Source organism: Halobaculum rubrum (assembly GCF_019880225.1).
Lineage (GTDB): Archaea > Halobacteriota > Halobacteria > Halobacteriales > Haloferacaceae > Halobaculum > Halobaculum rubrum.
On sequence record NZ_CP082284.1, the window covers coordinates 1,384,622 to 1,396,725 of the forward strand.

12 protein-coding genes are annotated in these 12,104 nt (G+C 69.0%); 5 read left to right on the top strand and 7 right to left on the bottom strand.

What is annotated here, in order from left to right:
• Nucleotides 1–20 precede the first annotated feature (20 nt).
• Genes K6T25_RS07315 through K6T25_RS07325 form a run of 3 tightly spaced genes read right to left on the bottom strand, consistent with a single transcriptional unit; the run spans nt 21 to nt 3,135 of the window.
• A complete protein-coding gene (locus tag K6T25_RS07315; RefSeq protein WP_222917617.1) occupies nt 21–1,202 on the bottom strand; it encodes an ABC transporter permease in 1,182 nt (393 codons plus the stop codon).
• Entirely contained in the window at nt 1,199–1,942 is a 744-nt protein-coding gene (locus tag K6T25_RS07320; RefSeq protein WP_222917619.1) for an ABC transporter ATP-binding protein, read from the bottom strand. The genes K6T25_RS07315 and K6T25_RS07320 overlap by 4 nt, the downstream gene beginning before the upstream one ends.
• The gene (locus K6T25_RS07325; protein WP_222917621.1) at nt 1,942–3,135 is read right to left on the bottom strand and encodes a COG1361 family protein; all 1,194 of its coding nucleotides are present in this window, start codon (nt 3,133–3,135) and stop codon (nt 1,942–1,944) included. The genes K6T25_RS07320 and K6T25_RS07325 overlap by 1 nt, the downstream gene beginning before the upstream one ends.
• A 142-nt stretch (nt 3,136–3,277) precedes the next feature.
• On the opposite strand from K6T25_RS07325, the gene K6T25_RS07330 reads away from it, so the two are divergent.
• The 3 genes from K6T25_RS07330 (at nt 3,278) to K6T25_RS07340 (ending at nt 6,433) form a co-directional block, all read left to right on the top strand.
• Nucleotides 3,278–3,862, top strand: coding sequence for an IMP cyclohydrolase (locus tag K6T25_RS07330; protein ID WP_222917623.1), 585 nt, complete (start codon nt 3,278–3,280; stop codon nt 3,860–3,862).
• Between the two features lie 136 nt (nt 3,863–3,998).
• Nucleotides 3,999–4,691 carry a metallophosphoesterase family protein gene (locus tag K6T25_RS07335; RefSeq protein WP_222917625.1) on the top strand — a complete coding sequence of 231 codons (693 nt, stop codon included), beginning with the start codon at nt 3,999–4,001 and terminating at the stop codon, nt 4,689–4,691.
• Between the two features lie 128 nt (nt 4,692–4,819).
• Nucleotides 4,820–6,433 (top strand): zinc ribbon domain-containing protein, encoded by a 1,614-nt coding sequence (locus K6T25_RS07340; RefSeq protein WP_222917627.1) that lies wholly within the window; start codon nt 4,820–4,822, stop codon nt 6,431–6,433.
• 82 nt (nt 6,434–6,515) lie between these two features.
• Here K6T25_RS07340 and K6T25_RS07345 read toward each other — a convergent pair whose 3' ends face one another.
• Nucleotides 6,516–6,956 (bottom strand): DUF2391 domain-containing protein, encoded by a 441-nt coding sequence (locus tag K6T25_RS07345; RefSeq protein WP_222917629.1) that lies wholly within the window; start codon nt 6,954–6,956, stop codon nt 6,516–6,518.
• Between the two features lie 310 nt (nt 6,957–7,266).
• On the opposite strand from K6T25_RS07345, the gene K6T25_RS07350 reads away from it, so the two are divergent.
• Both K6T25_RS07350 and K6T25_RS07355 read left to right on the top strand, forming a co-directional pair.
• Complete coding sequence (locus tag K6T25_RS07350; RefSeq protein ID WP_222917631.1) at nt 7,267–8,448, top strand: aspartate kinase; 1,182 nt, start codon at nt 7,267–7,269, stop codon at nt 8,446–8,448.
• 92 nt (nt 8,449–8,540) lie between these two features.
• Nucleotides 8,541–9,146, top strand: coding sequence for a DUF7090 family protein (locus K6T25_RS07355; RefSeq protein WP_222917633.1), 606 nt, complete (start codon nt 8,541–8,543; stop codon nt 9,144–9,146).
• Nucleotides 9,147–9,172: 26 nt separating this feature from the next.
• Here the strand turns inward: K6T25_RS07355 and K6T25_RS07360 are convergent, their stop codons facing one another.
• The 3 genes from K6T25_RS07360 to K6T25_RS07365 form a co-directional block, all read right to left on the bottom strand.
• Nucleotides 9,173–10,000 (bottom strand): DUF7089 family protein, encoded by an 828-nt coding sequence (locus K6T25_RS07360; protein WP_222917635.1) that lies wholly within the window; start codon nt 9,998–10,000, stop codon nt 9,173–9,175.
• On the bottom strand, nt 10,001–10,090 hold the full coding sequence (locus tag K6T25_RS15780; RefSeq protein ID WP_425600880.1) for a hypothetical protein: 90 nt from the start codon (nt 10,088–10,090) through the stop codon (nt 10,001–10,003). It abuts the gene before it with no gap.
• A gap of 179 nt (nt 10,091–10,269) precedes the next feature.
• The gene (locus K6T25_RS07365; RefSeq protein WP_222917636.1) at nt 10,270–11,775 is read right to left on the bottom strand and encodes an MATE family efflux transporter; all 1,506 of its coding nucleotides are present in this window, start codon (nt 11,773–11,775) and stop codon (nt 10,270–10,272) included.
• Nucleotides 11,776–12,104 lie beyond the last annotated feature (329 nt).

The window sequence follows — 12,104 nt, forward strand, 5'->3', positions numbered from 1 at the left end:
GCCTCGGGGTCGCAGCGATGTCAGCCACGCAGCGCCTCCACGGGCCGCTCACGGGCGGCCGTCCACGCGGGATAGATTCCCGCGAGCAGGCTCGCGATCACGCCGAACACCATTCCCACGGCGACGTACTGGAGCGATCCCGGCGGGAACGCGAACGGGTCCCCGAGCAGGGCGTCGTTGATCACCGCGACGATCCCGAGCGTGACCGCGCCGCCGAGCAGCGACCCGACGACGCCGAGCAGCGTCGCCTCCGCGAGCATGATCCGAACGATATCGAGCTTCTGGTAGCCGACCGCGCGCAACACGCCGATCTCCTCGCGGCGCTCGATCGCCGACATGAGCATCACGTTGGCGATGGAAACGCCCGCGACGACCAGCGAGATGGCGCCGATGCCGACGAGGAAGAGGTTGATCAGCCGGAACGCCTCGTCGATCTGCTCGGCGATGTCGCCGCGCTCGAACACGGCGACCAGCTGCCGGCGGCCGTTGAACGTTCGCTTGATCTCCATCGCGGTCTCGTTGGCCGCCGTCGCGTCCTCTGAGCGGACGATCACCTGCGCGAAGGCGTCGTCGTCGAACTCCTGTGGCGGGAGCACGAACGCCTCGTTGGGATTGGCGATGTCGGCTCGTCCGCCCTGCGCCAGCACGGCCGTCACGCGGTACTCCTCGGTCCGCCGGACGGTCTCCCCGTCCTCGGTGACCGTGCGGCGGAGCGTCACCTTCGAGCCGGGGCGCAGGTCGTACCGCTCGGCGAGCGTCGACCCGACGAGCACGCCCTTGCGCCAGTTCGCCGGGATCGAGCCCTCGCGTACCTCGTACAGCGTCGACGGCTCCCCGACGCCGTACAGGGTCGCCCGCCCGGCGGTCGAGCCACCTCGGATCACGTCGGCGCTCTCCTGTTTCAGCGGGACGATCTCCGCTTGCCCGCTGACGCGGTCGATCCGACCGACGTCGGCCGCGGTGAGGTAGCCGTTCTCGTTGTCCTCGCCGGCGAACACCTGTATGTCCGCGCCGATGGAGCCGAGCGTCTCGAACTGCGACTCCTGGAAGGCGACGCCGCCGGCCCCGATGGCGCCGATGGCGACGACGCCGATGAGGATGACCGCGACCGCCAGCGCCGAGCGCGTCTTCGCCCGCGCCACGTTCCGGCGCGCCATGAGGAACGCCGGGAACGCCCCCCACAGGCGGTCGAGGGGGTTCATCCGGTGACCGCCTCCTCGTCCTCGCGGACGGTGCCGTCGATGAGGTTGACGACGCGGTCGGCGGACTGTGCGACGTAGTCGTCGTGGGTGACGGTGACGACCGCGACGCCCTCGTCGGTGATCGCGTCGAACTCCGCGAGGATCTGATCGCCGGTATCCCGGTCGAGGTTGCCCGTCGGCTCGTCCGCCAGCAGGAGCCGGGGCTCGTTCACGAGCGCGCGGGCGATGGCGACGCGCTGTTTCTGCCCGCCCGACAGCTCGTCGGGATAGTGTGTGAGCCGGTCGCCCAAGCCCACCCGTTCGAGGAGGTCGGCCGCGGCGTCGCGGGTCTTCCGGGGTGTGCGGTCGAGCAGGCGGGGCACCTCGACGTTCTCTACGGCCGTCAGCGTCGGGATGAGGTGGAAGCTCTGAAACACGAAGCCGATGGTCTCCTTGCGCTTGCGGGTGCGCTCGGCGTCGCCGAACGTCTCCACGTCGACCCCGTCCAACTCGACGAGCCCGCTCGTCGGCACGTCGAGCAGGCCGAGCATGTTCAGGAGTGTGGACTTGCCCGACCCCGAGGGACCGACGATCGCGACGAACTCGCCGGGGTCGACCCGGAAGTCGATGCCGCGCAGCGCACGCACCGTCTCGCCGCCGGTGACGTACTCTTTCACCACGTCGTGGCCGGCGATGACCGGGCGGGTCGTCCCCTCATTAGGATCCGCGTCGTCGGTGTCGGCACCGTCGCGTCCCGCCATCACCGGCGGAGCACGAGCGCGCCCCCGAGCACGACGACGAGCACGGCGAGCGCGGTCGGGAGCAGCGGAAGCGCTCCGAGCGGGCCGCCCTGCGGTTCGGGCGTCGGGGTCGCGAGCGCGGCCTGGCTCACGCGCACGTCGGTCGTGTACGAGCGCCGGACGTCGTCGACGACGTACTCGACGCGGACGGGCACGGTGGTTCGATCGCCGGTCAGCTCGGCGTTGAGATCGAACGAGGCGAAGTCGCTCCCTTCCACGCCGCCGACGAAGTAGTCGGGCTGCGGGTCGGCGGCCCGGACCCCGTCGCCGTCGACGACGCTGACGAGGACGCTCTCCACGTCGCTGCTGCCGACGTTGGCAGCGCTGCCGGCGATCCGGAGCACGCCGCCGGGGCCCCGCGTCACGCTCACCCCGGTGAGTCGGATCTCGCCGGGGTTTTGCGGCTCGGAGAAGTCGGCGTCGAACGTCCGGGTGACGGTTCGACGGTCGCCCTCGAGGGAGTACGCGAGCGTCACCTCGACGGGGAACTGGCCCGACTCGGTCGCCCTCGCCGGGAACGTGAACGCGGCGGTGTCGCCGGCGGCGAGCGTCGCGCGAACGCGGCCCTTCGTTCGGAACGCCAGCGCGCCCGAGGAGGAGGCGACCCGCACGTCGATCTGGCTGACCGTCGTGTCGAGCCCGTTGGCGACGGTGACGTTCACCGTCCGCTCGGCGCCGACGACGGCGTCGCTCACGTCGAGTTCGAGCTGCGGGTCGGGTCGGTCGACGTCGACGGTCACCGGCTGGACGACGTACTTGCGCTCGCCGCGGGAGCTGAGCAGCGTCGCGTGGACGTAGACTGTCTGCTGGCCAGCGTCCTCGAGCGTGACCGAGAAGTCGTAGGTCCGCTCGGATCCCGGTTCCAGCGGGTCGGAAACGTCGAGAACCGCTAACTCCTCGTCATCCTCGTCGTAGTTGCGGTTCGATACCTCCGCGACCGAGAGGTCGGTGACGCGGTACGTGTCGTCGCTGTCGTCGTCGTTCGCCAGCGTCGTCGTGACCGTGAACGCCTCGTCGGGGACGGGATCCTCCGTGGAAACGTCGGTGGTCATCGTGACGAACGCGTCGGCGGCGGCGGGCGCGGCGACGCCCGCGACGCCGCCGACGACGAGCAGCAGACAGACGGCAACGACGGAAGCTGAAGGGGTTCGCACGGGTTTCGATCGATTCACGTCGTCCGCCCCGATAAGGGTTCTGAACGTTCGTTCAGCGTCGGGTGTCGTGTGAGTCCGCGAGCGAAACCGCACACGTGCATATATCATCACCTACTTGTCGGCTCGTGGTACACGGTCGTGTATGTATATCGGACGATTCGTCGTCGTCGGGCCGAAGGTCGGCGCGTACCGCGTCTCCTCACGGTCGTTCCCGAATCGAAAGGTGACGCGGCGGGACGACGACACGCTCACCGTGGTCCCGACCGCCGACGCCGAGGAGACGGACAACCCGTACGTCTCGTACAACTGCGCGCGGGCGGCGGGCGAGGGGGCCGTCGTCGGCAACGGCTCACACGTCGACCCCGTCGCCGAGAAGTACGACCGCGGCTACCCCGCCCGCGACGCGCTCGTCGAGGCCCTGCACGCGATGGACTACGAGAAGGACGACTACGACACCCCGCGCGTCGCGGGCGTGATCGAGCAGGACGCCGGGTACGTCGGGATCGTCCGTCGCGACGCCCTGCTGGTCCGTGAGGTCGACGAACCCCACCTCGTGGCGACGTACGAGGAGAACGAGCCCCGGGCGTTCGAGTTCGAGCCTCGAACTGCGGTGGCGGCCGCCCGGACGGCGTACGGACTCGACTACGAGCACGCGGTCTGTGCGGCGGGAGTCCACGTCGGCGACGGGGGGAGTTCCTTCGCCGTGCAGAACACGAGCGAGGAGTGAGCCGAACGGAGTGAGGCGAACTCCTCGGGACGGCGGCGGCGAGGTTGCGGGCGAGCCGCCCACAAAGAGCGAGGACGAGTGAAGCGAGGCGCGAGACGCCGCCGGAACTACTACCGCGGAGTTCCTGTGCAAGGACGTGCGACTGGGCCTGCTCTCAGATATCCACGGCAATCGGATCGCGTTGGAGGCGGTACTCGACGACATACCGCCCGTCGACGGACTCGTCTGTGCGGGCGACGTGGTCGGATACAACCCCTGGCCCGCCGAGTGCGTCACGGCGGTCCGGGATCGCTCGATCCCGACCGTACAGGGGAACCACGACCGCGCGGTCGCCGCCGGCTCGGCGCCGGGGTTCAACGCGATGGCCCGCGCGGGCGTCGACCACGCGCGGGAGGCGCTCGACGACGACGCGATCGCGTGGCTCGACGGACTCCCCGAACGCCGAACGGTCGCCGAGGGGCGCGTCGCCGTCGTCCACGGTCACCCCGACAACCCCGACCACTACACCCAGCCGCGGGAGTTCGCCGGCGGCCTGATCGGCAGCGCCGCCGACCGGCTCGGCGTCGACGACGGCGATCTCGACGCGCTCGTGCTCGGCCACACCCACGTCCAGCACCACGGCGTGTACCCCGAGGGAGTGGTCGTCAATCCCGGGAGCGTCGGCCAGCCGCGCGACGGCGATCCTCGCGCCGCCTACGCGGTCCTCGACGTCGACGAGCGAACGGTCGAGGAACGGCGCGTCGAGTACGACACCGACGCGGTCGCGGCGGGGGTTGTAGACGCCGGGCTTCCGGAACGGATCGGGAGTCGGCTCGCGGAGGGACGGTGAGCGGCTGAGGCCGGAACCCGACCGGATCGGGTTCCGGATCGTGATCACGGAACTCTCGGCCGCTGTGCCGGCCTTGTCTCCCGGTCATGTCGGGGAATTAAGAGCGTCCAACCGGATCGCCCCCAGTAATGGATTGGATAGATCGGAACCTCCCCGACGACCTCGAGATCTCCGTCGTCAACGAGACGGGATCGCGGACGAGGGCGAACGTCGGCTGTCGGGCGGACGGGGACGTCCTGTTCGTCGACCGGGTGACGCTCGCCCCCGGCGAGCGGCGCGAGTGGTCGAAGTCGGTCACCGGAACTGTCGATGTCGGCGTGCAGGTCCGGGACGGACCGGAGGCGACCGAGCGATTCGACCCGACCGACGGATCCGGCCGCGTGTCGGCGACGATCGCCGCGAGGTCCATCTCGTTCTCGACCGCCGGGGGCCGAGGTGACGCCGGCGGCGTCGGGAGCGGTGGTGGCGTCGACTCGTTCGCCGCGGCCGAGACGAGTGACGACGCCGGCTTCGGGGCAGCCGCACACGACGGCGACGACGGCTGGGGGTTCGACGGGAACTCGACCGACGACGACGCGTGGGGCTTCGACGACGGAACGGCCGGAGCCGACGCGGACCACGCCGCGGACACCGTCGATACCGGCTCGTCAGAGTCGACGTCGGCGTCGTCCGACGACAGCGGGTGGGGGTTCGGTGACGAGAACGACACCGGCGATGGCGACGCCACCGACGGGAGGAGCGACAACGACGACCGCGGGTCGTCGGATCGGAACCGGACGGGCGGATCCGACTCGACGGAGCGGTCGAGCGCGTCGACCGACGCCGGCGGGTCGACCGATCGGTCGTCGTCGCGAGGGCGGACCGGTTCCGCCGGCGACAGCGACGAGAGCACGGCTCCGGACCGGACCGCCCGCGGAGGATCGCGACGGAGCGGTCGCGGCGGCGACGCCGACCGCAGCGACGGCGTACACGAGACGGAAGCGACCGACGCGACCGATGCCGGCGTCGACGGGGTCGACCGCGACGGTGGCGTCGACGACCGGGGCGGCGGTTCCGGCGACGAGTCCGACGGGAACGCCGAACCCGGCAAGGCCGGGGAGGATGCGGGCGGACCCGACGGAACCGAAGTCGACGAATCCGGCGAGGAGGAGAACCGACAGGCGGGCGCCGGCGAGAAGTACTGCCGCAGTTGCGGCGCGGTGATCAAACAGGAGGCCGCGATCTGTCCCGAGTGCGGCGTCTCTAACGAGGGGAGCGTGGGCGGCGGCGCCGGGGCCGCCGGGGCCGCCGGGGCCGGACCCGAGCCCGAGCCGTCCGACTGGGGAACCGGCGTGCTGTTCGGCGGTGCGCTGTGGGGGATCAACCTCGTCGTCGTCCTCCTGCTCGTCGTGACGTTCCGCAGCAGTATGGCGGGTGGCCTCGACGCCGGCGGCGCACTGCGGTCGCTGGGTCTGGCCACGGTGTTGCCCCTGACGCAGTTCCTCGCGTGGCTTGTGTTCGCTGTCGCGATCTACTACGACATGAAGTACGTCCGCTACCACGTTCCCGACTGGCCGCTCAGCGGGACGCTGTACATCGCCGCGGCGATCGTTCTCCCCGTCTTTACGCAGGTGTTCGGGGCCGCAGCGTTGTTCGTCGGCGGGCCCGTCGGTCTCGCCGTCGCGGCGCTCGTACCCGCGGTACTGTTGGGGCTCGCCGTGCGGCACACCCGTACCCGGAAGCGGCTGATATCGTCCGCCTGAGCCCCCACCGACTCGCTGGCTCCTGAGCTCCGGGGATCCGGCTTGAATTGCGCCGAAACACAACTCGGACAGTCGACAAAGATCAGAACACGGAGTCGGCCGTCGCCGCGCCGATCACCGAGAAGACGGAGCCGACGCTCATCGCCTTCAGGGTGATATAGATCTGATCGCGCATCGCCACCGGCGGGTCGACGTGGTTCGGGATGAGCGTCGCCGGCGCGTCGAACGACAGCGCGAGGATCCCGACCGAGAGGTACGAGACGGCGATGAGCGAGACGAACCGCAGCGGGACCCCGGCGACCTCCGCCTCGCGGTCGGGGTCGCGCTCGTCGTCGGCCTTGTACAGCGCCCCGTACCCGACCGTGAGAACGATGCCGACGGTCACGACTACCTGATACCACGCCATCCCGACGGCGAGGCCCCACACCTCGTCGGTGACGACGAACGGTCCCGCGAGGAGGAACCCACCGACGACCTGTTGGGCGGTGTCCGCGATGGCGAACCGCCGGCTGCGTCCGACCATGTCGCTTCGTTGCGGGGACGGATGAAAACTCCCCGTGACCGCGGATCGGCGAGGATACCGCGACCGCGGATCGGCGAGGATACCGCGACCGCGGATCGGCGAGGATACCGCGACCGTGGACCAGAAAGCGGACCGGACGGCCGAGTGCGGCTCGGAGTCGCAACCGTGCACGGCCGCGGGGGCAGTGAGTGCCGCGGCCGGCGACCCTTGCGACAGAGGACAGCGTTAAACGCGAACCGGTGTTATCCGGCGCCATGAATCGCGGAGAATCTGACGTACGTCCACCGCTGGTGGTCGAGGTGCGGTCGTAATGCGCGTCGTCGCGAAGTTTGGCGGTACCTCGCTCGGCTCGGGCGACCGGGTGGAGCGCGCCGCCGACTCCATCGCCGCCGCCGTCGAGCAGGGCCACGAGATCGCCGTCGTCGCGAGCGCGATGGGGTCGACGACCGACGACCTCCTCGACGAGATCACCTTCGAGATCGGCGACAAGGACCGCGCCGAGATCGTCTCGATGGGGGAGCGCACCTCCGTGCGCATGCTGAAGGCGGCGCTGGCCGCCCGCGGCGTGAACGCGATGTTCCTCGAACCGGGACGCGACGAGTGGCCGGTTATCACCGACGAGGTCGGCGAGGTCGACGTCGCTGCGACGCAAGAGCGCGCAGCCGCGCTGGCCGCGCAGATGGACGGCGTCGTCCCGGTCATCACGGGCTTTCTCGCGCAGACGCTTGACGGCGGGGTAACCACCCTCGGCCGCGGCGGTTCGGACACGACGGCCGTGATGCTCGGCAGGTACATGGACGCCGACGAGGTCGTCATCGTCACCGACGTGGAAGGCGTGATGACCGGCGACCCCCACGTCGTCGAGGGGGCGCGCAACGTCGCGAGTATCACCGTCGACGAGCTCCGGAACCTCTCGTTCCGCGGCGCCGAGGTGATCGCTCCGTCGGCGCTCGTGTACAAAGACGAGAGCCTCGACGTCCGCGTCGTCCACTACCAGCACGGCGACCTCCTCGGCGGCGGGACCCGCATCGAGGGGAGTTTCGAGAACCTCATCGACATGCGGGAGGACCCGCTTTCGTGCATCACGGTCGCCGGGCGCGCGATCCGAAACCGACCGGGAATTCTGGCCGATCTCTCGGAATCGCTCCGCAAAGAGGAGATCAACATCGACGCCGTCGCCTCCGGAATGGACTCGGTGACGTTCTACGTCGACACGGAGGTATCCGACCGCGCCGAGGCGGCGCTTCACGACGAAGTCGTCGTCGGCGACGGCTCGCTGTCGTCGGTCAGTACGGAGGCCGATTACGCCGTCATCCGTGTCATGGGCGGAGAACTCCCGAACCGGCCGGGCGTCGTCTCAAGCATCGTCGGCCCCGTGGCGAACGCGGGGATCAACGTCCACGACATCATCACCTCCGCCACCTCCGTCGCGATCTTCGTCTCCTGGGACGATCGCGAGGAGGTGCTCGAGATCGTCCAAGCCGAGTTCTGATCGCCGGGGGTCGTGTGACCGGTCGGGCACTGAACGACCGACTGGCTCGGAGCCGCAACGGAATTTAAGTTCGAGCGGTCGCTGTCAGGTACATGGACTACACGCTCGCCGTCAGCGACACCGAGACGACGATCCCCGGCGGAACGGGGGTGCTGCTTCTCCACCCGAGCATCGGCGAGACCGACCGCATCGACACGGACTTCCTGAAGGCCGACACCGACAACTTCCTCGTCGTCTCCACGCGAACCACCGCCCGCGAGGTCGAACAGAAGCTCGAACATTACGACGTAGACGAGTCGCGTGCGGAGATCCTCGACACGATCTCCGTCGAGCGGGGCTACTCCCGGCGCAGTTCGGACCATTTTCATTACGTCTCGTCTCCGGATGACCTCGACGGCGTCGTCAAGCAGGTCGAACGCTTCCTCGCCGCCCACGCCGGGAAGCGACGGATCAGCGTCGACTCACTCACCGAATTGGCCTATTACGCCGACGTCGACGGCGTTCACGATGCAGCAGAGAGGATGCTCAGCCTACTGGCAGAGCACGAGGCAGTCGGTCTGTTTCACCTCTCGCGAGAGGTCCACGACGACGCCGAGATCCGACGGTTCCGCGAGCTGTTCGACGTGGTTATCGACCTCACCGACGACGGCGACGTGACTGTCGAACTTCCCGGGGAGGACTCCTCGAACGGGGTCTGAAACGCCTTACGAAGCAAATCTGAGGGTTACTCGCCGAGCTTCTCGAACGTCTTCTCGGCCCACCGGACCGCGTAGCTTGGCCCGTGGTCGCGGTACGCCGCGGTGTCCAGCGCCGAGAACGGCGCGGGGAGGTCGAGGTCGTGTTTCACCGCTGCGCACGCGTACTCCGTCGCCGCGGTAAACGAGAGGTCGCCGCGGGCCACCTCCGACGGGAGGTTTTCCAGACGGCCGACGAGCCGGTCGCCGGCGTCGACCCACGCGGCGTGGATCTCGGGGTTCGACAGGGGTTCGGTGCCGATGCCAGCGTCGGTGTCGGCGTCGTCCGCCCACGACCGGAACACCTCGCGTGTCTGAACGCCGACCCAAGCGTCGAACAGTGCTGCCGCGAGCTGGTACGTCTCGTTGGGGGCCAACGGCGTCGCCGCTGCGAGATCGCGATACGACTCCCCGAAGAACGGGAGGAAGTGCTCCGGAACGTCGAGCGACAGTTCGACGAACGCCTCCGCCAGTAGGAACGCGAGGAAGTCCTCGGGTGTCCCCTCCGCGCGCTTCTTCGCGATAATCGTCGGCGGGGTCGTCTGACGCGTCCACACGACGGTGCCGTCGCCGGGCATCCCGATGGTGAAATCCGAGCCGGCGTACCGCCGCAGCTGCGCCGGCGCGTCGTCCGGAAGCCACTCCGCGGGATACGCCGCGGGATCGAGCGCGTCGACCAGTAAGCCGAGTTCCTCGGCGGCTTCCGGCGGGAGCGTCTCGAAGTCCGCTCCCGCGTCGAGGACGACGCACTCCGGGGCGTACGCCTCGCGGACGGTCGCGACGGGCGGCGCAAGCGTTCGTCGCTCGAAGCCGGCCATCTACCCGAACGCGAGAACGAGGATGATGCCGACCGCGAGGACGGCCGACACGCCGACGGTACCGAGCACGATCTTCGTCGCCTTACTCATGCCTCGACGTGGCAAGGCGTGGTGCATAAAGGCTTCATTCCGTCGCCGTCAGCCGACGGCGAGCCACGCGGACGGTCGTGAAGTGTCGGCCCCGGATAGCAGGTGCGAAGTGTCGGCCCCGGATAGCAGGTGCGAAGTGTCGGCCCCGACGGTCGGGTCATCGGGCCGTCAGTACGCGATCAGTCCGCCGACGTGCCGACGCCGGATTCACGAGCGACAGCCTTCCACGCGTCGCTGTAGTAGCGAACGACGTTGACGGCGGCCCGGGCGTACATGTCCCCGAGGATGGCCGCGAACACCGCGACCAGCCCGAGGCCCATCCCCGGAAGCGGAACGACCAGCGGGGCGATCCCGAGCGTCGCCGCGAACGGTCCGGTGAACAACGTGGCGGCGTACCCCGCGGGAAGTGCGAGCGCCGCGATCGGCAGTCGAACGACGTACGTGCCGATGATGCCGCCGTAGAACGGCCAGCGCGTGTCGCCGGCGCCGCGAAGTCCGCCGCGCATCGTCCGCGAGACAGCGAAGCCGGCGACGCCGAGCCCGAACACGCGGACGAACGTCACCGTGAGCGTGAGGTTCTCCGAGCCGAAGGCGGCCGCGATAGGTCGTGCGGCCACCGCGATGACCGCCCCGATGAGGAGTTGGGTGACGAGCGCGAGTCGGAGGGTCTGCCAACCGTACTCGTCGGCCTCATCGGGATCGCCGGCGCCGATCGCCTGCCCGACGAGTGTCGAGGCGGCCGTGGAGTATCCCCACGCGGGCATCAGCGCGAGCAGCATCACCCGCCGACCGATCGCGTAGGCCGCGACGACGTCCGTCCCGAGCACCCCCAACAGGAACAGGAACGGGAACCGACCGAACGTCCGGGAGAGCCTGGTTCCCGCCAGCGGGAGGCTCACCCGGACGAGTTCGCGCGCGATCCCCGTGTCCCACTGCTTGCCGCGGATCGGCAGGCGAACGGAGTAGCGACCCGAGAGGAGGGCCCAGGCGAACACGACCCCCGCGAGCGTCGTCGCGGCGACAGTTCCCCACGCCGCGCCGACGACGCCGAGTTCCGGGAACGGGCCGAGCCCGAAGATGAGCGCGGCGTTGAGCCCGACGTTCGTCGGGAGCGTGAGCAGGCGGACGTACATCGGGGTACGGGTATCGCCCGAACCGGCGAGTGCGCGGGCGGCGATCATCGACCAGAAGCGGAACCCGACGGAGTACATCACGACGCGGAGGTAGTCGCCGCCGAGGGCGATCGTACGCGGGTCGTTGGTGAGAACGCCGATAAGTTCCTCGGCGAAAAAATGCGTGAAGACAGTGATCGGCACCGCGAGTGCGATCGCCAACCACAGGGACTGCTTGATCGCGAAGTTCGCCTCCGCGGGATCGTCGGCACCCTGAAAGCGGGAGACGACGCTGATCGTCCCGGACGTGAGCGCGAGCGCGAGGCCGAACGGAACGAAGTAGTACTGAAAGCCGAACTCCAGCGCCGCGATCGCCGCGCCGCCGGCGTACATCCCGACCATCAGGAAGTCGGCGACGCGGAGGAGCGTCCGCAGGCCGCCGGTCACCATCACCGGGACCGCCAGATCGAACGCCTCCTCGCCTTTCCTCCGATCGATCAGCCCGAACGCTGCTAATACCGAGGGGAAGGCGAACAGCGCCGATCGGAGGCGCTCACGGAGCGCAGAGAGCATCCGATTCGGATCGGTGGTGGCGATGGCAAGGCACTATCGGAACCAGAAGCTGACACGAGGGGAACCGTACGGGTCGGGAGAAGGGGGCTAGTTCGAGTGGAGGGTATCGTTCGGAAGGAGGGGCTAGTTCGAGTGGAGGGTATCGTTCGGAAGGAGGGGCTAGTTCGAGGGGAGGGTATCGTTCGGAAGGAGGGGCTAGTTCGAGTGGAGGGTATCGTTCGGAAGGAGGGGCTAGTTCGAATGGAGAGTGTGATTGGATGGAGAGGATGAGGTCTCCTGGGCCGATGTGAAACAGGTCGGATCAGCGAGTCGTCCGATTGCGAAAGGGA